The organism is Salinisphaera sp., assembly GCF_002729955.1.
Lineage (GTDB): Bacteria > Pseudomonadota > Gammaproteobacteria > Nevskiales > Salinisphaeraceae > Salinisphaera.
In genome coordinates, this window is the sequence record NZ_PBYA01000009.1 from 16,413 (window position 1) to 39,308 (window position 22,896).

Below are 22,896 nucleotides of genomic sequence, written 5' to 3' on the forward strand. Positions count from 1 at the left end.
ACGAACCGCAAGGTCGGGAGTTCGAATCTTCCCGGGCCCGCCATGCAAAGAAGGCTTCCCAGAAATGGGGAGCCTTTTTTATTTGCAACGACTCATTCGAACTCCCGACAAATAACAAGTCGTTCGACGGCTGCGCAGCAGCCGAATCGTGCAGCGTTAGCTGCACGAGCCCGAAGGGCGAGCGGCGCAGCCGCGAGTAATCTTCCCGGGCCCGCCATGCAAGAGAGGCTCTCCAGAGATGGAGAGCCTTTTTTTGTGCTCACGACTCATTCGAACTCCCGACAGACAATAATAGAGGTCGACAACCGCGCGCAGCGCGGTTGAACGGGGCGGCGTCAGCCGCACCGGCCCCGAAGGGGTGAGCCGCGCAGCGGCGAATCATCTTCCCGGGCCCGCCATGCCCAAAACGCGCCGTCCTGCGAGTGTGTCGTAGTCATAACCGACACGGCGGTAACTCGCAGCGGGACTCAGGTAGCCGCAAGCGGCCTGCCACAGGCCTCTCATTGTCTTAAAGTCGTAATGTCGGTGTTTATACCCATTACTTGCCGGTGACAAAGGGATAACGTCTAGCGCAGATCGAGGACATTGGCCTGCCGCGGCGGGGAGGGGGCGTAATGGGTAAGAAGGCATTCATGGCCGGGTGGGCGCTTGTTCTGTGTTTCGCCATGGCCGGATGCGGCGATGGCAGTGACGGTTCTGTCGACGTAGCGAGCTCTGGCGAGGCCGTCGACGACGGCGGTGGTGAGCCCGCCACACCCGCCGCGCTGTTCTGCGACGAGAACGCCCCAGCGCTTGAGGCCGGGCGCGTCGATGCGGTCACGCAATCGACCGATATCGATGGCACGACGATCGATGTCGCTATGACGTTGTACACGCCGGCGCTCGACAAAGGCGAGTGCGCGCCGCTGATTGTTCACAGCCACGGTTTTGGCGGCAGCCGTATTACCGATCTCGACGACGTGGCGGACGACGCCAACGCCTCTGACCTGGCCACTCGCCAGGCGTGGGAATCGGGCTATTTCGTGGTGAGTTTCGACCAGCGTGGATTCGGCGAAACGGGCGGCCGCGTGATGGTCGAAAATCCCGACTTCGAAGGCCGCGACACGACTGCGGTTATCGACTATGCGATCGAACGAATCGGTGGCCATTTGGCCTATCGTCGCGGTGACCCCGTGCTGGGCGCGCTCGGCCTGTCCTATGGCGGTGGTTATCAGCTGGTGGGTGCCGGTGTGGACCCGCGCATCGACGCCATCGTGCCGGCGGCCACCTGGCATGATCTGACCTACAGTCTGGCGCCGAACGACGCGCCCAAGACCGTCTGGCTCGATCTACTGGTCCTGCTCGGCGTGACCGGGGCCGAAGGCGCGCTCGATCCGTTTCTCTACGAGGGATTTCTGCAAGCACAGTTCGGCGAGATTTCCGACGATATTCTTGCCGAGGTCGAAGGGAACGGGCTGAATGCCTTCTGCGACGGGCTACGCCCAAGCGAAGGCGTACCGCGTGTTGATGCGTTCTTTGTACAGGGCGTGAACGATACGCTGTTCAACATGAACGAGGCCGTGCGCAACGCCCAGTGCCTGCGCGCAGCCGGCAACGACGTACGCCTGCTCATCCAGCGTACCGGCCATATCCTGCCGCTTTTCCAGGCCGTGCAGGGCGCCTTCGGCTTCGATTTGGACCCGCGTGTCGTCTGCGGCAATGCCACCTATGCCACCTCGGAACGCATGCTCAGCTTCCTGAATGAGAAGCTGCGCGGTATCGAAGCGAAGCCGCCGATCGACGCCAACTGTTTCGTTCAGGACGACACGCACGGCGTCGTGACCGACGATATCCCGATCGGCGGGCAGCGCTACACCATCCCATCGACCACGCTATCCACCGGCCCGGTGGTGGAAACCGTGGTCAATGTACTCCAGGGGCTGCAGATCAACGGCAGCCCGCTGCTGCCGACCGTGCTCGAATCGCTGGGCATGACGGTGACCAACCTGCTGGATACGCTCGAAGCATTGGTGACCAACCCGAGCGAACTCGACAGCGTGCTGACCAACGAGGTGCTGCAGCTGCTACCGCCGGAACTGCTCAACGAGCTCACCGCGCCGTCGCGGGAACTGTTTCTGTTCACCGCGGAACGGCCTATGACGCTGGCGGGTATCCCCATGGCCGACTTGACGGTCGAGAGTGCGGCGGATGCTCCCATCGTGTTCGTCGGGCTGGGGCTCAAACGTCAGGGCGAAACGCGGATTGATCTGATCAATACACAGATCACCCCGTTGAGCGGGCACGCCGACGGGGTTTATCAGCAGCCCCTCGTCGGCGTATCGACGCGGCTCGATCCCGGCGACGAGGTGTATCTGATGGTCTACGGCTTTCATAACCAGTACTACCTCAGCTTCAACCGGCTGCCGCGCGTGGTGACGCTTTCGGGCAGCGTGGACCTGCCGTTGCTGCCAGACTCGATACGCCCGTAAGGACGGGTCGGTGCGTGCCTGACGCTGCGTGCCGTTCGACGCATCAGCTATGGTTGGGCGCCTGATTAGTCTTTCGGTTTGGCCCGGCATGACGGGCGGTGCCACAGGGTTTGAACAAGGCGGCAAAGAAGGCAATCGCCATGGCGATTGCGGCCAGATCGCCGCCGTAGTACATCAGCTCTGCCGCTAGCCGCCGTTGCTCGAGCGTGCTCGCCGAGTCGAGCGGATAGCCGTGCAGGTAGATGTACTTCGACAGGGCGCCGTGCAGCGCCATCGCCAGGAAGAACACGAGCAAGCGCAGCCGGGGTCCGGGCCGGTGCGGGGCCGGGTCCGGCCCTGCGATCGACCATACGAACAGACAGCCGGCGAGCAGAAAGTGCAGGTGCAGCAGCGTGCCCGCCCACGGCGTGTCGTGCATGAAGCCGTAGAGCGGGGTGAGATAGAGCACGAACATGGCGCCGATATCCAGCAGCGCGGCGCTGACCGGATGGGCAAGCGTGCGCACCGGTAAGCTGGCGAGCAGACGCACCAGGGTACGGCCGGCGCGCTGCGGCAGCACGCGTAGCGCCAGGGTGACGGGCGCGGCCAGCACCAGCCCAACCGGGGCATACATGCCGAGCATGAGGTGCTGGATCATATGGCCTTCGATACGGGCATGGCCAAAATGCATCATGGCCGGGCTGAGTGCGATCAGGGCCAGCGCGGCGCCTGCCAGCCAGCTCAGCCCCCGTCGCAGGGGCCATTCGTTTCGACAGGCGTACCAGGCCCGACCATAGGCCAGAGTCGCCGCGCAGACGGCCACGACGAGCAACGCATGCCCGATCACTGGTCGGCGCTGTGTCGCCGCGCGTTGCGCAGGGCGAGCATGCCCGCCACGAGTATGAGCAGGCCGGCGCCGATCCATGCCACGTCGTAGGGCCACACGGGGTCGACATAGCGCACCTGATGCAGGCCGAGGATCTTGTGGTCGACCACCCCGTCGAAGATCTGGAACCCACCCGCACCGAGCAAAAGGGCGGCTTTGAAATGCCGGGGTGCGAACTGCTGCGCCTGCAACAGCGAGCGGGCGATAAACGCCCCGGCCACCAGGAACAGCAGCTCGCCGGCATGCAGCAGACCGTCGGAGAACAGCGCGAAGGCCCCCGAGCGCGCGTCGACGAAGTGGTGCCAGGCCAGCAGCTGGTGGAACACGATCTCGTCGATCGCTGCCATCAGCCCGATGCCGATCAGCAGGCCGGATTGGAGCGTGGCACGGGTATTGACGCGGGGCTGTTCAAAAGCGGACATCGCGCGGCCTTGAACGAAAAATGACGGCCCGAGGCTAGGCCGGCACGCCGCCACGAACAATCCGCAATTTCCGCATCCGGTTGCGGCGTGCTGCGTTGGCCATCGATACCGTAATCGATGCCCGACGCCTCCGGTGGCTACGGTTACGTACTTCTACTCAAGGAGGAAACGCAGTCTGGGTTTTAGCATGGCGCCAGATTCCAAACGGCGATAACGCAATGAGCGACGAAACGCTGGTTCTTCGCGAACCCGATGTAAACGACGGCGCGCGGCTGCACGGTTTCGTGCGGGCGCTGCATCCGCTGGCCGAGAACTCGGTCTACTGCAATATCCTGCAGTGCACCCATTTCTCGGAAACCACCGTGGTCGCCGAACGCGGCGGGCAGATCATCGGCTTCGTGAGCGGGTATCTGCATCCGAAGAAGGCGAACACCTATTTTTTATGGCAGGTGGGCGTGCATGCCGCGGGGCGGGGTGTAGGCCTGCCGCTGCGCATGATTCAGGCCGTGCTGGCGCGACCGGCCTGTGCCCATGTCACGACCCTCGAAGCCACGGTGACGGCGAGCAACAGCGCCTCGCAGGGGCTGTTCCGACGTCTGGCCCAGGCCGAGGGCGCGCAGTGCCACGTGACCCCGGATTACCTGGAAGCTACCCACTTCGGCCCTGACAACGTCTATCCGGAAGAACTGTTCACGGTCACGCCGCTATCGACCCCGGGCCGCGGCCAGGCAAGCGACGGCGCTTAGCCCAGACGTGGTGCCCGGTCGGTGAGCGGATGGGTCTGCTGTAGTACGCGCCCGGCGCGCATCACGAGATGATCGGCATGGCGGGCGCCGACGAACTGGGCGCCGATCGGGCGCTCGCCATCACCGAAGCCGCAGGGCACGGTGATTGCCGGCTGGCCGCTCATGTTCCAGGGCCAGGCGAACACTGCCCAGCTGGTCCAGCGCTCGTGTGGCCAATCGGCCGGTACCTCGCGTCCGGCCTCGAAGGGCAGTATGGGCGCGGTCGGACAGAGCACGAGATCGTAGTCGCGATGAAAATCGCTCATGCGCTGCATGAGTGCGACCCGTTCGCTGTCGGCGGCCAGATAATCGGCCGCGCTGGCCTGTAGATAGCGTTCGACCATCGGCTGCAGAGGCGCATCCAGCGTTTCGATCTGGGCGGCGCTCCAGTTCCGGGCCATGACCGCCGTCTCGGTGAAGAACAGCTGGTGGTAGCTGTCGCGCAGCGAGCCCGTATCCGGATGGATGGGCGGATCGGTCCGCACCACGCGCGCACCGTGGCTGGCCAGCAGGTCCGCGCAATGCTCGAGCGCGGCCGCGATCTGCGGGTCCACGTCGACATCGAAACCCAGCGCCGGGCTGTAGGCGATACGCAGACCGCGGATGTCGCCGGCCATGGCACGGTCGGAGCGGCTTTCGTCGCCGCCGTGCTGGGGCGTGCTCGGATCACTTTCGGTAATGACGTCGATCAGCGTAGCGGCGTCCTGAACCGTACGGGTGATCGGCCCGCGTTCGGTGAGCTTGTCGTGGTGGCTGCCGGGCAGGGTGGGCGCATGGCCATGTGATGGCTTGAAGCCCACTGCGCCACAAAAGCTGGCCGGGATACGTATCGAGCCGCCGGTATCCGCGCCGAGCGCGACCGGGGTGACGCCTGCGGCTACCGCCGCGGCACTGCCGCCGCTGGAACCACCGCAGGTCATGTCCGTGTTCCAGGGGTTGCGGGTGACGCCGGTCAGCGGCGAATCGGTCACCGCCTTCCAGCCGAACTCCGGCGTGGTGGTCTTGCCGGCGGGCACGAAGCCGTGGCGTCGACAGGCCGCGACCGTGGGTGCATCGAAGGTCTTGGCCTGGCTGTCGGTGAGTTTGGAGCCGTCGCGGGTCGGCCAGCCGATCATGTCGAAGGCGTCTTTCACAGCCACGGGCAGACCGTCGATTCGGCCCATGGGCTGGCCGCTGCGGTAGCGCTCGTCGGCGGCTGCCGCGGCATCGCGGGTGGCGCGTTCATCGATATGACAGAAGGCGTTGAGCCGGTCATCGACCTGTTCGATACGCCGCAGCGCGCAGTCGGCCAGCGTTGTCGCACTGACCTCGCGACGGGCCAGGCGCGCCAGCATATCGGTCGCAGTCAGGCGGATGTAGTCATTGATTTGCATAGCTGTTTTTGGGTCGTCCAAATCTGCGTAGCGCGTGCTCGCATCAAACGCCGTTGCGCGCGATCGTTCGATTCCAGTTGTTCGAGTAGACGCGACGCCCGTCTTCGTAGGCGTCGAGCTCGGCGTGCACGTGAAAGTCCTTGCTGTCCGCGGTGAGCACGGTGCGGGTACGCGTGTAGATCGACCAGCCTTCGCGTTCGAGCGTGCGATGCGCCATGACTTCCGCGCTGGGCGAGCCGAAATCGCCGGTACGAAAGCTGTAGTACTCGCGCGTATCGTCGGCGACGGTCAGATCGGCGTCGGCAATGTGATAGCGCCCGCCGTCCTTGATGACCTCCAGCGTCGACTCGTTGCTGTCGAGATCGCGATGCACCAGCCAGCGCTGCTGACCCTGGGTGAGTTGTTCGACGTCCAGCTTGGGTACGTCGCGCGGCGCGTCGAAGGCGATATCGGCGTCGCTCGCCTGGCGCTCGCGTTCGGGCAGGCGCAGCCGCGAGTTCTCGGTATGAATCGTCAGCCGGGTGGACTGCGCCGGCGGCCAGGCCAGCGGGTAGTAGGAGCAGGACACGCTCAGGCGCAGGCAGTGGCCGGCCGCGATGATCTGGCCCAGCTCGTTGCATTGCACCGATACGCGATAGCGCTTGCCCGGCTCGAGTTCCTCGACCCGGTCATGGCCGTTGCGATGGGTGAGGTTGAGCAGCCCGTAGGTACAACGCGTGGCGCTGCCGTCCGGGGCAACGTCGGACAGACGCACCGCGACCATGCCGGTCGGCTGGTTGCAGGACAGCTCCAGTTCCACCACCGGCGCGCCAAGCATTTCGAAATCCTGCTCGAACAGCTCGGTATCGAACACCAGGGCGCCGCCGTCTTCCTCGCGCTGATCGTGGGGCAGGTCGGGGCCGGCGGCATAGGAGCACCATTTGCCGGCGAACAGGCCCACGCTCAGCGGCGACTCGACATCGTGGTGGCCGACTTCGGGATTGTCGAAGTTCTCGGTCAGCAGATCGGGTTCGAGCTGGTATACGCGTTCATCGCGCTGCGGCGGCCACTGGCTTTCGCCAGCCCAATAGCCGGGGCGGAAGCTGTAGCTCCCCGAGGGCGGAATGCTCTCCTGCATCCAGGCCCGCAGGGCCGGCTGGTTTTCCACGCCGTTGTCGATATGCTTTATCCAGCGATCGCACCAGCGCAGCACTTCGCCCTGAAAATCGATGGCCGGCCCGGGCACGCCCTGGTGCGGATACTTGTGACTCCAGGGGCCGACCAGCCCCTGGGTGGGTACATCCAGATTGTCGAGCAGGCGGAATACGGAATTGGTGTAGCCGTCCGCCCAGCCGCTTACCGCCAGCACCGGGCACTGGACCGAGGAAAAATCCTCGCAGATCGAGCCGTGGCGCCAATAGTCGTCACGCGTCTGGTGGGCCAGCCACTTCTCCAGCCACAGGCCACTGCCTTCCAGGCGCTTGAACCACAGGTCGCGCCACTGCTCGCCGACCAGCTGCGGGTCCGGCGGCAGAGAGTTGAAAGCGAACATCACCGACGCCCAGGACAGGTTGTCGCCGAGCAGACAGCCGCCCATGTAATGGACGTCGTCGGCATAGCGATCGTCGGTCGAGCACACGCTGATGACGGCCTTCAACGCCTCGGGCTGGCGGGCCGCGACCTGCAGCCCGTTGAAGCCGCCCCAGGAGATCCCGATCATCGCGACGCTGCCGTCACACCACGGCTGTTTGGCCAGCCATTCGATGACCTCCACGCCGTCCTGGAGTTCGAGCTCGAGATATTCGTCTTCGAGCACGCCTTCCGAGTCGCCGCTGCCGCGCAGGTCCACGCGCACGCCGGCATAGCCGTTGTCGGCAAATACCGGGTGCATGGTTTCATCGCGCGAACGGGTGAAGTCACGCTTGCGATACGGGATGTACTCGAGGATCGCCGGCACCGGTTGGCTTTCGGCGTCGTCGGGCAGCCAGATACGGGCTGCCAGATGGGTGCCGTCGCTCATCGGAATAGTGGTGTGCTCGATGACGCGGTGATGGGCCTCGTGTGCCGCTAGATCGCTCATGTAGTTCGCTTGTTCGACGTCGTGAATGTCAGTCGTAGTTGGTCTCGACCTTACGCGAGAACCGATATCCGAGGATATGCATGGCCTCGTGGAAATACGTGTTCAAGTCGTCGTACTTGTCCGCGCCCAGGAACAGGTCGCCCAACTCGAAGCTGTAACTGTCCTGGTTGGGCAGATCCTCGAGCTGCATGCCTTCGCTGACATGGCTTTTGAACATCGCATGCGGAAAGCGCTCGCGCAGACGCTCGATATCCTTCTGGCTGGGGACACGGGTAACACGTGCGCTGTCGTAGACACGCGGCATGAACTTGGCCGAATAGTTGTACGGGCCGCCGCCGTTCGGGAAGTTGGGCTGCTTGCCCATGGCCACGTCGATAGCCACTTCGTGGTGCGATGCGCCCTCGACCAGATAGAACAGCGGCGAGTGCGACTTCGAGATCCGTGCGTTGACCTCGAGCAGCTTGAGATCGTCGCGCTCTTCGTCCCACAGGAACTCGATATTGAACGGCGTATTGTCCAGGCCGATATGGGCGGCCAGCTCGCAGGACTTCTGGCGCATGTGATCGAGCACGTCATCCGGCAGGTTCGACGGATACACATAGCCCGTGAAGCTCGAACCGCCCGGGGCACGCAACGAATCGATCACGCCGTAGACATGGGCCTCGCCGTTCTGCACATAGCCTTCGACGGTGCAGCCACGCCCGGCGATGATGCCTTCGGCTACGCAATAGCGCCCGCGCAACAGTGCACGCTGATCGCCCAGTGTGGCGCGCTGGCTGAAGGCCTCGAAGGGCTCGGCGAACTTGCCGATGCCCTGGCGGATTTCGCGCAGCGCGTGGCGCAGATCTTCGCGGCTATCGATACGAAAGCCCAGCGTGCTCGAAAACGCGACCACCGGCTTGAGCCAGAACGGATACGGCAGTGGCGGATCGTCGAGCAGCGCATCGTCCTCGGGATCGACCAGGGCGAAGGGCGGCGTGAGCTCGGGCGCGACTTCCGATGTGGCCAGGCGCGTGCCGTATTTGTTCTCGCACATCAGCGCCGCCTTGAGCGAGGGCGTGGCATGCCCGGCGCGGTCGCGCAGGATCGGCAGCAGGCTGGTGGTGGGGAAATCCCAGTGGCCGACGATGGCCTGCAAGCCGCCAGGAACCTCGTCCATGCCGTTCTGCGCGTCATGAATGAAATCCTCGACCGGATATTTTTCCGGATTCACGATCTGGTCGTAGTCGATCAGGCCGGAAAAGTTGTAGCGCTCGGCGTCGCGCACCGTGCGCAGCATGTCGAGGTTGAAGTCATCCAGACCGATGACTGCGATGTTTTGTTCGTCGTCCATGGTTCGGCAGGTCTCCGAGTAGTCGAATCTGAGGACAGCGCGGTGCTCGAGCGCACGATTTCGAGGGCGCGCCAACGATCACCGTCGCTGTGAAAACTGGACAAGGAGCGCGACCCTAGGAGTCATAACCGGGGTAGAACTATCCGTAATTTCACCCGTAACAGCCCTTAACAGACCTGGGCCCGAGCCAAGATCGCGTGGTCGGGTCCTCGGTCGGGCGGTGCGTCATCAGGCCAGGGCTCATCGTCATGGACTCCGTATCTAGTCAAAAGCACGGACGGACGACAGGCCCGGCCGGCGTATAGCGTGTATCGCTCTATTTGAAAGCGGCCCGACTCGGAGTCTCGCCATGGACCGTATCGAGGACATTGCCAACTTTTTGCTGCGCAACGAGATCAAGCTCGCGAGCGCCGAATCCTGTACCGCCGGGCTGATCGTGTCGGAACTCGCCCGCGTGCCCGGCAGCGGCCAGGCGATCGACTGTGGCCTGGCGGTCTATTCGCCGCAGGCCAAAAATCGGTATCTGGACGTCGATTATGAATTGATCGACGAACACGGACTCACCAGCGAAGCGGTGGCCGATGCCATGGTCGCGGGCGCGATCGATAACAATGACGCGAATGCGGCCGTCGCCAATACGGGTATTGCCGGGCCGGCCCCCGGGCCGAACGGGCTGCCGCCGGGCACTGTCTGCATGGCCTGGGCGATTCGTCGCGGCGATACCATTCACCGCTTTACCGAGACCCGCTATTTCGAAGGCGAACGCAACGATGTACGGCGCGGCGCAGCGCACTACGGGTTGCAGCGGCTGGTGTTTTATTTCGACGAAGTCTTTTCCGGACACAACCCCTCGGCGGCATAGCCGGACAACCAAGGAGTAGCCCATGGATACGCACACGCGAACGACCCAACGCGACATCATCGAGGCGCTGGATGTCTCCCCTCGCATCGACGGCGAACAGGAAGTCGAACGCCGTATCGATTTTCTTGCCAGCTATCTGCGCGATAACGGGTTGAAGGCCCTCGTGCTTGGCATCAGTGGCGGGGTCGATTCCACCATCGGTGGGCGTCTGAGCCAGTTGGCCGTCGAACGCGCCCGGGCAGCGGGTGCCGATGCGCGTTTTTATGCAGTGCGCCTGCCGCACGGTGAGCAGGACGATGCCGACGACGCGCAGACGGCGATCGATTTCATCCGGCCCGACGAAGTGCTCGACGTCAATATCGAAGCGCCCACGCGCGGTATGCGCCAAGCGCTCGAAAATAGCGAACTGAACTTCGACGACGCGCATCAGGAGGACTTCGTGCTGGGTAACGTCAAGGCACGTCAGCGCATGGTCGTTCAGTACGCGATCGCCAGCCGACATCAGGGCCTGGTGGTGGGCACCGATCAGGCCGCCGAAGCTGTGATGGGCTTTTTCACCAAATTCGGCGACGGCGCGGCCGATGTCACGCCGTTGTTTGGTCTGAATAAGCGCCAGGTGCGCGCATTGGGCGAAATCCTGGATGCGCCCAATGCGTTGGTACACAAACAGCCGACCGCGGACCTCGAGTCGCTCCAGCCACAGCGCCCGGATGAAGAGGTCTTTGGCGTGAGTTACGATGAGATCGACACCTTTCTCGAGGGCGGCGACGTCAGCGAGCAGGCGTTTCGTACCATCGTCGAAGCCTACGAGGCCACGGCGCACAAACGCGCGCTGCCCGCTGCCCCCTGATGGCGTAGCGCGTTTCGATGATCTCCGGCCAAAGGCCCCGCAGCCGGCGATCGCCGGTTCGGGCCTCGGCACGCGTCGCCGCGGCGCGCCTGACGCGCTAGACTCCGCGTCCCGAATCCCTGTACGAAAACACGATGTCCGATACGGTCGAACTGGGCCTTGACGAGGTCGACACCCTGGCCCGGCAGGTGCTCGAGGGCAATGGCTTTGCGCCCGCGCATGTCGCGGCGATAGCCGATCTGCTTGTACGTGCCCAGTACGACGAATGTCAGTCGCACGGCTTGTATCGGCTGCTGGGCATGGTCGCGGCGCGCGAACAGGGCGTGGTGGCCGGCGATACCCTGCCCACGGTTCACGATCAGGCGCCGGCGATCGTCAAGGTGGATGCCCACGGCGGTTTTTCGCCATTGGCCTTCGAACGGGGGCTGCCGAGCCTGGTTGCGAAAGCGCGCCAGAACGGCCTGGCCGCGATGGCGATCAATCACTGCTTTCACTTCACTGCGCTCTGGCCGGAGGTCGAACGTATCGCCGAACAGGGGCTGGTCGGTCTGGCGATGACGCCCAGCCACAGCTGGGTGGCGCCGCATGGCGGCATTCGTGGCCTGCTGGGCACCAACCCGCTGGCGTTTGCCTGGCCGCGTGCCAATGCACCGGCCTATGTCTTCGATTTCGCCACCAGTGCCGTCGCGCGCGGCGAAATCGAACTGCGTCATCGCAGCCACGAGCCGCTGGAGCCGGGCTGGGCGCTGGACGGCCAAGGCCAGCCGACGCGCGATGCCGAGGCCGCGCTCGCCGGCGCGATGCAGACCTTCGGCGGCCACAAGGGCTCGGCGCTGGCGACGATGATCGAACTGTTGGCCGGGCCGTTGATCGGTGATCTCACCAGCGCCCAGTCGCAGGCCTGGGACGCGGGCCGCGGCGCGCCGCCGTATCACGGCGAACTCGTGCTCGCCCTGGATGCCCGGGTGTTTGGCGGCGCCATCGATGCCGAGGGTGCCGAGCGCCTGTTCGCAGGGTTTATCGAACAGGGCGCGCGGCTACCGTCACAGCGTCGTCGCGCGGCACGCGAACGCAGCTACGCCAACGGCTATGTCACCCTGAACGCGGCGTTGGTGCAGGAATTGCGGGCGCTGGCCTGACGGTCGGTCATCTGGCGTGACGGTGACGCTCACGACCCGCAACAAGTCGTCGCCTGTTACGTCGGAGCGGGGATACCGTAGCCGGCGGCGATCTCGCGCAGACAGGCCCGAAAACACTGGATTGCGCGCGGCATGGGCTGGCTGGTGTTCACCGCATAGCCAACCGAGCCGCCGCGTGCTTCGATCGCCTCGGCAAGCCGCACCATGGTGCCGGCGGCAAGCGGTTCGCGCACGGTATCCAGTGGCGTGATCCAGACGGCGTCCGAGCGCAGTACATAGCGGCTGCACAAGGCCAGGGACAGGGTTTCGATGACCAGACGGGCCGGGGTGGCCGCGCGCTCGACCCAGTAACGTTCGAGCTGTTCGCGCAGGGTCGTGCCACGCGGCGGGACCACCCAGGGATAGTCCATGATGGCGTTGCCGGCGCGCGGCGGGTCGGCGCTCGACTGGAGCAAGGGATGATCGCGACGCACCACCGCGATCATCGGTTCGTGATAGAGGTGCTCGAACGCCAGGTCGCGAATTTCTTCGGCTTCGCTGAGCCGGCCCAGCACCAGATCCAGCTCGCCCAGCCGCAGTCGCGCCAGCAGTCCGGCACCGGTGCCGGTATCCACTTGCACGCACAGATGCGGGTGGCGCTGGTGCAGTGCCTGCAGGACCTCGGGGAGCAGGCCGCCTTCGACATTGGACAGCGCGCCCAGGCGTATCACGCTCTCGGCATTGTCCTCGCGGATGGCATCGATGCCTTCTTCCAGCGAGCGCAGCGCGGGTGCGGCATGGCGCAGCAGGGTACGACCGGCCGGGGTCAGGCGAACGCCGCGTGGCAGTCGTTCGAACAGCTTGACGCCCAGGCTGTCTTCGAGCTCGCGTATCGTTTTCGAGATGCCGGGTTGGGTGATCGACAGGGCTTCGGCTGCGGCCTTGATTCGTCCAAGCCGTGCGACCTGCTGAAACGTTACCAGGTGACGCAGCTTGATCGGTGAATGAATCATGATGGCTTGCCCTCGATCGGCGGTTATCGATACACGATACGCTTAGCGCGGGTCGGCCACGCCCGAGCCGGTTTCGCGGGCCCGCTTGGATCGCGGCGGCGTAGGGAATGCCTCGCCCTGACAGGCGCTGTACAGAGCCTCGGTAAACGCCGCGCCATCTTCGATCGACGGCACATGGGCGACGTGATCGAGTGTGATCAGGGGCGCGCCGTCCAGTTCTTCGGCCAGTGCCCGCAGGGTGGTAACCGGGGTGGCGGGGTCTTCGGCGCCGGCGATGAGTTGTACCGGGGCCTCGACGCCCGCGAGTTGGCCGCGAAAATCGGTTTCCGCGAGTAGTTCGCATAGCCGTGCATAGCTTTCATTGTCGGTACGTGCGAGCTGGATGGTCCAGCCCGCCAGACCGGCGGGTCGGGCCTGCTTGTAGGTGTCGGCGAACCAGCGCTGCGAGAGTTCGGGCGCGATCTGTGCGAGCCCTTCGTCGCGAACGCGCGCAGCGCGTGTATGCCAGGCCTCGGGCTGGCCGATGATCGCACCGGTGTTGGTAAGCACCATGCAAGACAATAGCGTCGGGGCATCGAGCAGCAGGGCTTGGCCGATCACCCCGCCAATCGAAGTGCCCACGAAGGTACAGCGCTCGATGTGCAGATGCGCCAGCACGGCCTGTGCATCGGCGGCCAGATCATGCGCGCTGAGCGCGTGGGCAACGGGCGCGCTATTGCCGTGACCGGGCAGATCCCAGGCGATACAGCGCCAGCGACCGCGTAGCCGTGTCGTCACCTCGGTCCAGACCTGACGCGACATGCCCAGCGGGTGGGCAAACAGCATCGCCGGCAGGTCGGCTTCGCCGCTATCGTCGTAGCCGATGGTGCGGCCGTTGCATTCGACAAATGCCATGTCGGGCCTCGCTATGGTTATACCCGTTCGATGACGGTGGCGATGCCCTGACCGACACCGATACACATCGTGCACAACGCATAGCGGGCATCGGTACGCGCCATTTCATGCAGCGCGGCACTGACGATACGTACGCCGGACATGCCCAGCGGATGGCCGATGGCGATCGCGCCGCCGTTGGGGTTCACATGCGGGGCATCGTCGGGTACGCCCAGTTCGCGCAGGCAGGCCAGCGATTGGCTGGCAAAGGCTTCGTTGAGCTCGATGATGTCCATTTGGTCGATCGACAGACCGAGACGATCGAGAAGCTTGCGCGAGGCATGGACGGGGCCCATGCCCATGATGCGTGGCTCAACCCCGGCCGTGGCCATGCCCAGAATACGGGCCTTGGGCTGCAGGTCGAACTGCTTGATCGCATCCTCGCCGGCCACCAGCAGTGCGCCGGCGCCGTCGTTCACGCCCGAAGCGTTGCCTGCGGTTACGGTGCCGTTGTTACGAAACGGGGTCGGCAGCTTGGCCAGTTTTTCCAGGGTGGTGCTGGCACGCGGGTGTTCGTCGGTATCGAACACGATCGGGTCGGCCTTGCGCTGCGGGATCTCGATCGGCGTGATTTCCTCGGCCAGACGCCCCGCCTGGCGCGCGGCTTCGGCTTTTTGCTGTGAACGCAGGGCAAAGGCGTCCTGATCCTCGCGGGAGACCTTGTACTGCTCGGAGACGTTCTCGCCGGTTTCGGGCATCGAGTCGATGCCGTACCACTGCTTCATGAGCGGATTGACGAAGCGCCAGCCGATGGTGGTGTCTTCGAGAATCTGCTGACGGCTGTAGGCGGATTCGGCCTTGGCCAGCACGTACGGCGCGCGCGACATGGATTCCACGCCGCCGGCGAGCATCAGTTTCGTTTCGCCGGCACGGATGGCGCGGGCCGCGGTGCCGATCGCATCCATGCTCGAGCCACACAGACGATTGATGGTCGAACCGGGCACGCTGGTGGGTAGCCCGGCCAGCAGGCTGCTCATGCGCGCGACATTGCGGTTGTCTTCGCCGGCCTGGTTGGCGCAGCCGATGAGAACATCGTCGATCGCGGCCGGGTCGAGACTCGGCGTCTGGGCGATCACGGCCTTGATGATATGCGCGAGCATATCGTCCGGACGTACGCTGGCCAGGGTGCCGCCAAAGCGGCCGACGGCGGTACGCGCGGGATGACAGAGATAGACGGCGTTGGACATGTTCGATTCTCGTTGTGATCTATTCGAATAAAGACGTACGCGCGCAAGCACCGCGCGGGCAGTGGTACGCCGGCCCGCGCCGCATCCAGGCGCAACGGCAGGCTGTCGACGTGCCACGCGCACGAGGGCGCTCGCGCGACCGCAGGCTCAATCAGACCTGTGGTTCGCTTTGCGAACGTGCGTTTGCATTGCGAATAACCTAATCGTTGTGCTGTGCCGGCGTCAACGCGGGAGAGCTTCGCCGCCCGTTCAGGCGGCACGCGCCCTATGTTCACATCGCGTCCGGCTGAGGGGCGTAAGTGTTCGCCCCGAGCATGCTTGGCTGTGACGCGCCTTGTCGGCGGCAAGCGCGGGCGTGCCAACATGGATGTCTGATAAGGCGCGGCGGTCGTTGGCGCGCCTGGGTGAGGAAAGGGACAGCCCGCTTGCCGGTGTCAGCGGCAGTGCCGCGCCCGATCGAACCTATCGCGAGCGCCGCGGCTTCGAACGCCGCGGCGCTGATTGCGCCGTTTTCGGTGGGCTAGCTGACCTGGCGGGCGATTTGCTCGCAGGTGTGCTGGAGTAACGGCAGAAAGCGTTCCTCGAGCGTCTTGCGTTCCACGCGCGCTGCATTGGTGCTGATATTGATCGCGCCCAGTAACAGGCCGTGCATGTTGTAGACCGGCACGGCCAGCGAACGCAGCCCGGATTCGAGCTCTTGATCGACGATACAGAACCCCTGTTCCCGTGCCGTGTCGACTTCGACGCGTAGCGCGTCGATATCGGTGATCGTACACGGCGTATAGGCGGTGAGTTCGAGATCGGCGAGCACGGCCTCCAGTTGCGGGCGATCGAGTGTCGCCAGCAGCATGCGCCCCATGGAGGTTGCGGCGGCCGGGAGCTGGGTGCCTACCGCAAGGGCGATCGTCATCAACCGATGCGGGGCCGCCGAACGGGCAACATAGATCACGTTCGCGCCCTGGAGCACGCCCATCGACGAGGATTCGCCCGTTTCTTGCGTGACGTGTTCCAGGTGCTGGCGGATCACGTGCTGGTAATTATTGGCCGAAAGAAACGCATAGCCGAGTTCGAGCGTTTTCGGCGCCAGCTCGAAATAACGCGCCTGGCGTCGGACATAGCCAAGCCCATGCAAGGTGAGCAGAAAGCGGCGTGCTTTGGCGCGGTTCATGCCGGTGCGCGTGGCGACTTCGCTGAGCGTCATGCGCGGGTGATCGGTATCGAATGCGCGAATCACCTCCAGGCCGGTGGCCAGCGCGGTTACGAAGTCGCGGTGGTCGGGGGCGAGCCCGGTCGGGTTGTCGTCACTGGAATCGGCTGGCACGTGTCAGGTCGGTCGCTCGGGAATAGATGATCCGAGTGTAGCAACGAAAACACCTGTTCGCATCGCGAACATGGCCTATTGTGTCAATTATTTGGCGCAGGTACGGGTCGGGGCTTATCCGCTCCAGGCCGAGGCGTAGTCGTCGATATCCACACCGTACGCGCCATTGGCCAGCGTGCGCACGATACGGAAATTGGGGAAGCGATTGAGATCGCGCACGCGCTGTGGGAAATAACGGCGCTTTCGGTGGTCGAGCACCACCAGCATCAGCGGCCGTTTCTGGCCGGGATCGCCGGGCACGACAAAGCCGACTTCGCCGGTGTTGAGTTCGATCAGGCTGCCGACCGGATAGGCGCCGAGCGTGTGTACGAATCGGTCCAGCAGCGCCGGGTTGAAGTCACCCTGGCTGCGGCTCATGAGCTTCATCACTTCGCCGGGCGAACGGCTTTGCTGATAGACACGGTCGCTGGTCATGGCGTCGTACACATCGGCGATCGCCACGATCTGGGCGTAGTACGAAATCTCGTCGCCTTTCAGACCGCCGGGATAGCCACGACCGTTCATGCGCTCGTGGTGCTCGAGTACGATGCGCAGGCTATCGCGCGACAGCTGTGAGCCCTGTTCGAGCAGTTGCACACCATATTGCGGGTGCTGCTTGATCACCTCGAATTCCGCGGTCGACAGACGCGCGGGCTTATGGAGGATGTCCATCGGCACCTTCATCTTGCCGATATCGTGCAAGAGAGCGCCCACGCCCATTTCCTCGACCTCGGTTTCGGGCTCGCCCATGGTCGTGGCCAGCGCAACCGAGAGCATGCACACGTTCATGCTGTGCAGCGCCGTGTACTCGTCGCGATTCTTGAGATTGGTGAACCACACCAATGCATCCGGATTGCGCGATACGCTGGCCATCATCTGCACCACGAGTTCGCGTGCATCGCCTTCGTCCACGGCATGACCGGCGCGGGCATCGGCCTGGATCGAGCGCACGAAATCCCGGGCCTGTTCGCGAATGAGTCGTGCCTGGGCGAGCTCGGCGCTGAAACTCTGGGGCGACCGGCTGTAGACCGCGGCCGGCGCGAGCCCGCGCCGGGAGAAGCCGGCCGGCTCAGGGCGTGCCGGCAGCGGGATGCGATTGGGCTTCGGTGGCGCCGAGATATAGACATATTCGACCTGACGGCTCAGGCGTTCGATATCGGCGCGCGATTTGATATGCACACCTTCGAGCGGATAGTCCGTTTCCAGCCAGGGACGATCCAGTGCCTCCACGTACATGCCGGGTTCCAGCTCCGTGACCGGTATCTTTTTGGCATAACGCAGCATGCAGGGACGAAACCTCGATCGGCGATCACGCCATTCTAGGCGCTCGCAAGCCTTCTTGCGACGCTGTATCGGCCTATCTTGCCGTGGTGAAAGCACTTTGCGCCGGTGACCCGGCAGCTTGGCCGGGTATCCGGCTGGTCTGCGCAGGTTTGGCTCGCGACAGGGCGAGGCTGAATCGTCAATTGGTCTTATGTGCCGAACGATTGTGCGGTCTGCGTGTTGCGGCCGAACACGCCAAAAGCCCAGCCGGAAAGCGGCCCGGCGGGCATGACGATCCCAAGCCGCTCGCGGGGCGGGCTATGCGATGGCGGTGCTCGGCGATAATGAATTGTCGTTTCACGAACAACATGATTAGCTTGGCAGCTGTCTCGCGCCGGGGGTGAACAGTCGGCCGGCGCGTGCATCTCGTATTACTTTTGCAGGGGATAGGTGCATGGTTTCTTTGACGATGTCGCTGCTCGCGTTCGTCCCGCTGGTGCTGGCCGGCGTGTTGTTGATTGGTTTCAGGTTTCAGGCGCGCACCGCGATGCCGGTGGTGTTCATCGTGACCGTGCTCATCGCCTTGCTGGCCTGGGATATGAGTGTCACCCGGGTGGTGGCCTCCAGCCTGCAGGGGCTGATGCTCACGATCTCAATTCTGTGGATCATCTTCGGCGCGATCCTGCTGCTCAATACGCTCAAGCATTCCGGCGGTATCGCGGCGATTCGTAATGGCTTTTCCGGCATCAGTCCGGATCGGCGTATTCAGGCGATCATCGTCGCCTGGCTGTTCGGCTGCTTTATCGAAGGCGCTTCGGGTTTTGGTACCCCGGCCGCGGTCGCCGCGCCGCTGATGGTGGCGTTGGGTTTCCCGGCGCTGGCGGCGGTGGTTGTGGGCATGATGATTCAGTCCACGCCGGTCTCCTTTGGCGCGGTGGGCACGCCGATCATCGTCGGCGTGGCTGGCGGGCTGCACAAGGATCAGATTTCCGAGCAGCTGACGGCCAACGGCTCGGACTGGGCCAGCTATTTCCAGCTGATTACCTCCGAAGTGTCCATCACCCATGCGATCTGCGGCATTCTCATGCCGTTGATCATGGTGACGGTCATGGCCCGTTTCTTCGGTGAGCGCAAGTCCTGGAGCGACGGTCTGGAAGTCGCGCCGTTCGCGCTATTCGCCGGGGTGAGCTTCGTCGTGCCCTATGCGCTGGCCGGCATCTTTCTGGGACCTGAGTTTCCGTCCATGATCGGTGCCATGGTGGGCCTGGCGATCGTGGTACCGGCGGCCCGCCGCGGTTTTCTGATTCCGTCCCAGCCCTGGGATTTTCCGAATGAGAGCCAGTGGCCGGCCGAATGGGTCGGCAACATGGAGATCAAGGCCGATCACGTGGCCGGGCGCACGCCGCTCACGCCCACGATGGGCTGGGCGCCGTATGTATTGCTGGCGATTCTGCTGGTGATTTCGCGCACCGTGGAGCCGATCACCAACGCGCTCAAGGCCGTGGCGATCAGCTGGAGCGATATCCTCGGTCAGGCGGGTATTTCGGGTTCGATTCAGCCGTTGTATCTGCCCGGTGGCATCATCTGTATGGCCGTGCTGATCACATTCTTCCTGCACCGCATGCGTGGTGGCGCCATGGGCGCGGCGTTCAAGGAATCCACCAACACGATTCTCGGCGCTGGTTTCGTGCTCATCTTCACGATTCCGATGGTGCGTATTCTCATCAACTCGGGCGTGAACGGTTCGGATCTGGTGTCGATGCCGGTGGCCATGGCCCAACTGGTGGCCGACGGCGTGGGTCATATCTATCCGTTGTTCGCGCCGGCCGTGGGTGCCCTGGGTGCCTTCATCGCCGGTTCGAATACGGTGTCGAACCTCATGCTTAGCGACTTCCAGTTCAACGTGGCCGCCACGCTGGGACTGTCGACCGCGATGATGGTGGCGCTGCAGGCCGTCGGTGCGGCTGCCGGCAACATGATCGCGATCCACAACGTGGTCGCGGCTTCGGCTACGGTCGGGCTGCTCGGGCGTGAAGGCACGACCCTGCGCAAGACGCTGTTGCCCACGCTCTACTACTGCCTGCTCAGTGGCGTGATCGGTCTGATCGCGTTCTATGGCATCGGCGTGGTCGACGGCTTGATGAACTAGATCGTCGACCGGCGAGAGAGAACGGCCCGCTCCGGCGGGCCGTTTTCGTTTGTCACGCCGTTCGCCGAGCGCTTGAATACAGCGTTTATAGTAGTGGCCGTAACAACATCCATTTAATTATCGGGATATGCCCATGAAACAGAAATCCGTTATCACCCTCGACGATGCCCACGCCATTCTCGATGCGGCTCAGAAGGAAGCCGAGAGCCAGGGCTGGAACGTGGCGATCGCGGTCGTCGACGACGGCGGCCATCTTGTGGCACTGCGCCGCCTTGATGGCTGTGCGCCGATGGGCAGCTATGTGGCGACCGAAAAAGCGCGCAGCGCGGCACTGGGTGGCAAGGAAACCCAGGCATTCGAAGACATGATCAACGGCGGCCGTGCGGCGTTTCTATCGGTGCCGGAACTCAAGGCGACGATGACGGGCGGCGTGCCGGTCATGGTCGACGGCCAGCTTGCTGGCGCGGTCGGCGTATCCGGCGTCAAGCCCGATCAGGACGCACAGACCGCCAAGGCGGGTGTGGCCTCGGTCACCGGCTGATCACGCGGGACGCGCTACGATACAAGGCGTGGGCTGCGGCCCGCGCCTTTTTTATGCCCGCGGTTGGTGCCCGCGCGGGTCAGCGATAGCCATACCGTGCCGCCACCGGCCCGGTTATATCGTGGATCAGGCGTAATTCGGCATCGCTGAAGGCCGGTTTGTAATAGCCCGGCAGGCGCAGGCGCTCGGCCGCGCGTTCGAGGGCGTGGGCGTCGATATTCAGCCCGCAATGCGCATAGAAGCGTTCGAGCACGGCGCGCGAATCGCCACATAAATCTTCATAGCGAATGATCAGCGCCGCGTCTGCGAGTTGTGGATCGCGGGCAAGGCGTGCATCGACATCGGCATAGATCATCGCCCAGTAGCGCGCCCAGCCCTCGACTTCCTCACCGTCGGCCCAGAGCTGACGGATATGGTCGATCGTGTCGTCGTCGCCGGTATGGATCGGGCGTCGGTCGAGGCCGAACTCGAAATGGCCGACACGGCGCATATGTTCCAGCGCACGCGGATGCGCGGTCTCGCCGGCTTCGAACAGGGTCTGCTGTTTCATCAGCGAGGCGATATGCCAGACCGGATCGCGTACCGGCAGCACAAACCGTGCATCGGCAAAAATCGATTGCAGATATTGCAGCCGCATCAGGTTGTAATTGCCCTTGGCGGCATAACGCGCACGCCCGCGAATCGCCAGCAGCTTGCGAATATGGTCGCGATAGAACTGTTCGAACTCGGGATTGCGGGTATCGGCATCGAGCACGCTGCTATGCGCGCTATCGTGGATATGCTCGAAAAACGCCATCCAAAGCACTTCCTCGAAGGCTTCCGGGCTTTGTGAGGTCACCGCGATGCCGTCGCCATGCGCGCGTTCGGTGGCGGTTTCGGCGTTCTGCGGTACCCGCGCCAGCCAGCGATCCCACAGCCAGGGCGTGAAAACCGGCGGAAAATCCCGATAGCGGTGGGTCGCCACCTGCGGGTGCTCGGCCAGCAGTTCGAGCAGGATGGTCGTACCCGAACGCGCGAGCCCGGCGACATAGATCGGGGCCACGATCGAGATGTCCTCGATCGCCTCGGCGGCCATGCGGGTATCGAAATTGCCCAGCTTGATGGCAGCACGCGGATGCCGATGCTGCCAGCCGCCCACGCGGTGCATCCAGGTGGGCACGGCAAAGCCGGCAATGGCGGCTTCGCTGGGCTGCGAGCGCGCGGTGCGCGCCGTGTCGTTTGTCTGTGGGATCGTGCTCATTCGATTTTCGCCCATTTGTAGATCGCGAGTGAGACGATGAACATCACCGGAATGAATACGAACAGCCAGGAATGCATCCAGGCCGGGCCGAAGGGGATGACCTCCAATACGGGCAGATCGATACGAATCTGTTCGACCGGCGCGTCCTCGGGCAGATAGCCAAGCGGGTTCTCGGCCAGCCAGTGCCACCAGGGCTGTTTGGTGACGATGCCCACCGGCGCGGTCATATCGAATTGCGCGATCGGCGCGCCCGCGTCGCCGACGCTGATTTTTGCCGGCTGGGTCCGATCGTCCCAGTGCGTGGCCACGCCTTCGGGAACGGTCGTGATCGCCGGTGCCTGGCCAGGCGCGGGCAGCGTATGGCCGTAATGGGTTTCGGCCCAGAGCAACAGGGCCAGTAACGGCAGAATCGCCAGTAGCGTGCCCGGCACGACGAGCCCGACATGGCGGAACGCGGTCGTGAACTGCTTCTTGATCAACGGCCCGGCATCGGCGAAATCACCATCGAATGCGTTCAGGCGCTGGCGTGCGGCCTTGGCATCGCGCTTGGCCTGGCCGATACGTGCCTGCGGCGAACACAGCTTGTATAAAAACATGGTCAGCACCGAGCCCAGAACGGCCCAGACCGCCAGACGCAGGGCGGCGGGCATAAAGCTCGCCATGGCGGCATCCAGGCCGTTGAACAACGGTGCCGGTAGATCGAATAGCCCCATCCTGTGCTGTCCTTTTCGTCGTGGCCCGACCGCCTTCGCGCGGCCGGGCCATCGCGATGGCTAAGAGCGGCTCGGGCCGTTGCCGGCTTCGTTGCCGTGCGTCGACGCGGTGGGTTGTTCGCTGCGGGCCGCGGCCTCGGCTTTCTTGCGACGGCGCATGCGCCGTATTGGCCACAACACGACGAACAGCAACGCCGCACCGATGGCGGCCACCACGCCCCAGAGCGCGCCCAGTAGACTCAGGCCCGCGCCGGGCCCGACATAGGCCTGGGCGGCGGCGAACGGGGCGAGCATGAGCGCGATCGCCAGGCTCGAGCGCAGCAGCGGTGCGGTTGGGGTACGGGTTTCGTGCTTATCCATGA

General features: G+C 64.1%; 20 protein-coding genes. 7 read left to right on the top strand and 13 right to left on the bottom strand.

Annotation, left to right across the window (positions count from 1 at the left end; translation table 11 throughout):
* Positions 1–614: 614 nt before the first annotated feature.
* On the top strand, positions 615–2,468 hold the full coding sequence (locus CMN27_RS02900) for a CocE/NonD family hydrolase (protein ID WP_293623905.1): 1,854 nt from the start codon (positions 615–617) through the stop codon (positions 2,466–2,468).
* 43 nt (positions 2,469–2,511) lie between these two features.
* Here CMN27_RS02900 and CMN27_RS02905 read toward each other — a convergent pair whose 3' ends face one another.
* Both CMN27_RS02905 and CMN27_RS02910 read right to left on the bottom strand, forming a co-directional pair.
* The gene (locus CMN27_RS02905; protein WP_293623934.1) at positions 2,512–3,270 is read right to left on the bottom strand and encodes a cytochrome c oxidase assembly protein; all 759 of its coding nucleotides are present in this window, start codon (positions 3,268–3,270) and stop codon (positions 2,512–2,514) included.
* Positions 3,271–3,290: 20 nt separating this feature from the next.
* Entirely contained in the window at positions 3,291–3,755 is a 465-nt protein-coding gene (locus CMN27_RS02910) for a DUF2243 domain-containing protein (RefSeq protein WP_293623906.1), read from the bottom strand.
* Positions 3,756–3,973: 218 nt separating this feature from the next.
* Here CMN27_RS02910 and ectA point away from each other — a divergent pair, with 218 nt between their 5' ends.
* Positions 3,974–4,501 carry a diaminobutyrate acetyltransferase gene (gene ectA / locus CMN27_RS02915; protein WP_293623907.1) on the top strand — a complete coding sequence of 176 codons (528 nt, stop codon included), beginning with the start codon at positions 3,974–3,976 and terminating at the stop codon, positions 4,499–4,501.
* Here the strand turns inward: ectA and CMN27_RS02920 are convergent.
* Genes CMN27_RS02920 through CMN27_RS02930 form a run of 3 tightly spaced genes read right to left on the bottom strand, consistent with a single transcriptional unit; the run spans position 4,498 to position 9,305 of the window.
* Positions 4,498–5,913, bottom strand: coding sequence for an amidase (locus CMN27_RS02920; protein ID WP_293623908.1), 1,416 nt, complete (start codon positions 5,911–5,913; stop codon positions 4,498–4,500). The two genes, ectA and CMN27_RS02920, sit on opposite strands and share 4 nt — an antisense overlap.
* A gap of 43 nt (positions 5,914–5,956) precedes the next feature.
* The gene (locus tag CMN27_RS02925) at positions 5,957–7,972 is read right to left on the bottom strand and encodes a CocE/NonD family hydrolase (RefSeq protein WP_293623909.1); all 2,016 of its coding nucleotides are present in this window, start codon (positions 7,970–7,972) and stop codon (positions 5,957–5,959) included.
* A gap of 28 nt (positions 7,973–8,000) precedes the next feature.
* Entirely contained in the window at positions 8,001–9,305 is a 1,305-nt protein-coding gene (locus CMN27_RS02930; protein WP_293623910.1) for an ATP-grasp domain-containing protein, read from the bottom strand.
* 349 nt (positions 9,306–9,654) lie between these two features.
* Between CMN27_RS02930 and CMN27_RS02935 the strand changes: the two genes are divergently transcribed.
* From CMN27_RS02935 to CMN27_RS02945, 3 genes are all read left to right on the top strand, one after another.
* Positions 9,655–10,167, top strand: a complete 513-nt coding sequence (locus CMN27_RS02935; RefSeq protein ID WP_293623911.1) for a CinA family protein — start codon at positions 9,655–9,657, stop codon at positions 10,165–10,167.
* A gap of 22 nt (positions 10,168–10,189) precedes the next feature.
* Positions 10,190–11,017 (top strand): ammonia-dependent NAD(+) synthetase, encoded by an 828-nt coding sequence (gene nadE, locus CMN27_RS02940; RefSeq protein ID WP_293623912.1) that lies wholly within the window; start codon positions 10,190–10,192, stop codon positions 11,015–11,017.
* 134 nt (positions 11,018–11,151) lie between these two features.
* On the top strand, positions 11,152–12,156 hold the full coding sequence (locus tag CMN27_RS02945; RefSeq protein ID WP_293623913.1) for an Ldh family oxidoreductase: 1,005 nt from the start codon (positions 11,152–11,154) through the stop codon (positions 12,154–12,156).
* A gap of 56 nt (positions 12,157–12,212) precedes the next feature.
* On the opposite strand, the gene CMN27_RS02950 is transcribed toward CMN27_RS02945, so the two are convergent.
* From CMN27_RS02950 to CMN27_RS02970, 5 genes are all read right to left on the bottom strand, one after another.
* Positions 12,213–13,148 (bottom strand): LysR substrate-binding domain-containing protein, encoded by a 936-nt coding sequence (locus CMN27_RS02950; RefSeq protein ID WP_293623914.1) that lies wholly within the window; start codon positions 13,146–13,148, stop codon positions 12,213–12,215.
* A gap of 42 nt (positions 13,149–13,190) precedes the next feature.
* Positions 13,191–14,042 carry an alpha/beta hydrolase gene (locus CMN27_RS02955; protein WP_293623915.1) on the bottom strand — a complete coding sequence of 284 codons (852 nt, stop codon included), beginning with the start codon at positions 14,040–14,042 and terminating at the stop codon, positions 13,191–13,193.
* A gap of 17 nt (positions 14,043–14,059) precedes the next feature.
* A complete protein-coding gene (pcaF, locus tag CMN27_RS02960) occupies positions 14,060–15,268 on the bottom strand; it encodes a 3-oxoadipyl-CoA thiolase (RefSeq protein ID WP_293623916.1) in 1,209 nt (402 codons plus the stop codon).
* Positions 15,269–15,788: 520 nt separating this feature from the next.
* Positions 15,789–16,589, bottom strand: coding sequence for an IclR family transcriptional regulator C-terminal domain-containing protein (locus tag CMN27_RS02965; protein ID WP_293623917.1), 801 nt, complete (start codon positions 16,587–16,589; stop codon positions 15,789–15,791).
* A gap of 114 nt (positions 16,590–16,703) precedes the next feature.
* Positions 16,704–17,912 (bottom strand): HD-GYP domain-containing protein, encoded by a 1,209-nt coding sequence (locus tag CMN27_RS02970; RefSeq protein ID WP_293623918.1) that lies wholly within the window; start codon positions 17,910–17,912, stop codon positions 16,704–16,706.
* Positions 17,913–18,345: 433 nt separating this feature from the next.
* Between CMN27_RS02970 and CMN27_RS02975 the strand changes: the two genes are divergently transcribed.
* A complete protein-coding gene (locus CMN27_RS02975; protein ID WP_293623919.1) occupies positions 18,346–20,040 on the top strand; it encodes an L-lactate permease in 1,695 nt (564 codons plus the stop codon).
* Between the two features lie 133 nt (positions 20,041–20,173).
* Positions 20,174–20,581, top strand: coding sequence for a heme-binding protein (locus CMN27_RS02980; RefSeq protein WP_293623920.1), 408 nt, complete (start codon positions 20,174–20,176; stop codon positions 20,579–20,581).
* 79 nt (positions 20,582–20,660) lie between these two features.
* Here CMN27_RS02980 and CMN27_RS02985 read toward each other — a convergent pair whose 3' ends face one another.
* The 3 genes from CMN27_RS02985 to CMN27_RS02995 are packed head-to-tail and all read right to left on the bottom strand — an operon-like array spanning position 20,661 to position 22,894.
* Positions 20,661–21,821: a sulfotransferase gene (locus tag CMN27_RS02985; protein WP_293623921.1), complete on the bottom strand. Its 1,161-nt coding sequence runs from the start codon at positions 21,819–21,821 to the stop codon at positions 20,661–20,663.
* Positions 21,818–22,534, bottom strand: coding sequence for a hypothetical protein (locus CMN27_RS02990; RefSeq protein ID WP_293623922.1), 717 nt, complete (start codon positions 22,532–22,534; stop codon positions 21,818–21,820). Before CMN27_RS02990 ends, CMN27_RS02985 begins: the two co-directional genes overlap by 4 nt.
* 60 nt (positions 22,535–22,594) lie before the next feature.
* Complete coding sequence (locus tag CMN27_RS02995; RefSeq protein ID WP_293623923.1) at positions 22,595–22,894, bottom strand: hypothetical protein; 300 nt, start codon at positions 22,892–22,894, stop codon at positions 22,595–22,597.
* Between the last annotated feature and the right edge of the window lie 2 nt (positions 22,895–22,896).

Bases quoted from the DNA above. Each gene is read 5' to 3' on its own strand.
- CMN27_RS02945 (WP_293623913.1), top strand. From the start codon at position 11,152: ATGTCCGATACGGTCGAACTGGGCCTTGACGAGGTCGACACCCTGGCC.
- CMN27_RS02900 (WP_293623905.1), top strand. From the start codon at position 615: ATGGGTAAGAAGGCATTCATGGCCGGGTGGGCGCTTGTTCTGTGTTTC.
- ectA (WP_293623907.1), top strand. From the start codon at position 3,974: ATGAGCGACGAAACGCTGGTTCTTCGCGAACCCGATGTAAACGACGGC.
- CMN27_RS02935 (WP_293623911.1), top strand. From the start codon at position 9,655: ATGGACCGTATCGAGGACATTGCCAACTTTTTGCTGCGCAACGAGATC.
- CMN27_RS02950 (WP_293623914.1), bottom strand. From the start codon at position 13,148: ATGATTCATTCACCGATCAAGCTGCGTCACCTGGTAACGTTTCAGCAG.
- CMN27_RS02955 (WP_293623915.1), bottom strand. From the start codon at position 14,042: ATGGCATTTGTCGAATGCAACGGCCGCACCATCGGCTACGACGATAGC.
- CMN27_RS02995 (WP_293623923.1), bottom strand. From the start codon at position 22,894: ATGGATAAGCACGAAACCCGTACCCCAACCGCACCGCTGCTGCGCTCG.
- CMN27_RS02990 (WP_293623922.1), bottom strand. From the start codon at position 22,534: ATGGGGCTATTCGATCTACCGGCACCGTTGTTCAACGGCCTGGATGCC.
- CMN27_RS02910 (WP_293623906.1), bottom strand. From the start codon at position 3,755: ATGTCCGCTTTTGAACAGCCCCGCGTCAATACCCGTGCCACGCTCCAA.
- CMN27_RS02920 (WP_293623908.1), bottom strand. From the start codon at position 5,913: ATGCAAATCAATGACTACATCCGCCTGACTGCGACCGATATGCTGGCG.
- CMN27_RS02975 (WP_293623919.1), top strand. From the start codon at position 18,346: ATGGTTTCTTTGACGATGTCGCTGCTCGCGTTCGTCCCGCTGGTGCTG.
- nadE (WP_293623912.1), top strand. From the start codon at position 10,190: ATGGATACGCACACGCGAACGACCCAACGCGACATCATCGAGGCGCTG.
- pcaF (WP_293623916.1), bottom strand. From the start codon at position 15,268: ATGTCCAACGCCGTCTATCTCTGTCATCCCGCGCGTACCGCCGTCGGC.
- CMN27_RS02980 (WP_293623920.1), top strand. From the start codon at position 20,174: ATGAAACAGAAATCCGTTATCACCCTCGACGATGCCCACGCCATTCTC.
- CMN27_RS02925 (WP_293623909.1), bottom strand. From the start codon at position 7,972: ATGAGCGATCTAGCGGCACACGAGGCCCATCACCGCGTCATCGAGCAC.
- CMN27_RS02985 (WP_293623921.1), bottom strand. From the start codon at position 21,821: ATGAGCACGATCCCACAGACAAACGACACGGCGCGCACCGCGCGCTCG.
- CMN27_RS02970 (WP_293623918.1), bottom strand. From the start codon at position 17,912: ATGCTGCGTTATGCCAAAAAGATACCGGTCACGGAGCTGGAACCCGGC.
- CMN27_RS02930 (WP_293623910.1), bottom strand. From the start codon at position 9,305: ATGGACGACGAACAAAACATCGCAGTCATCGGTCTGGATGACTTCAAC.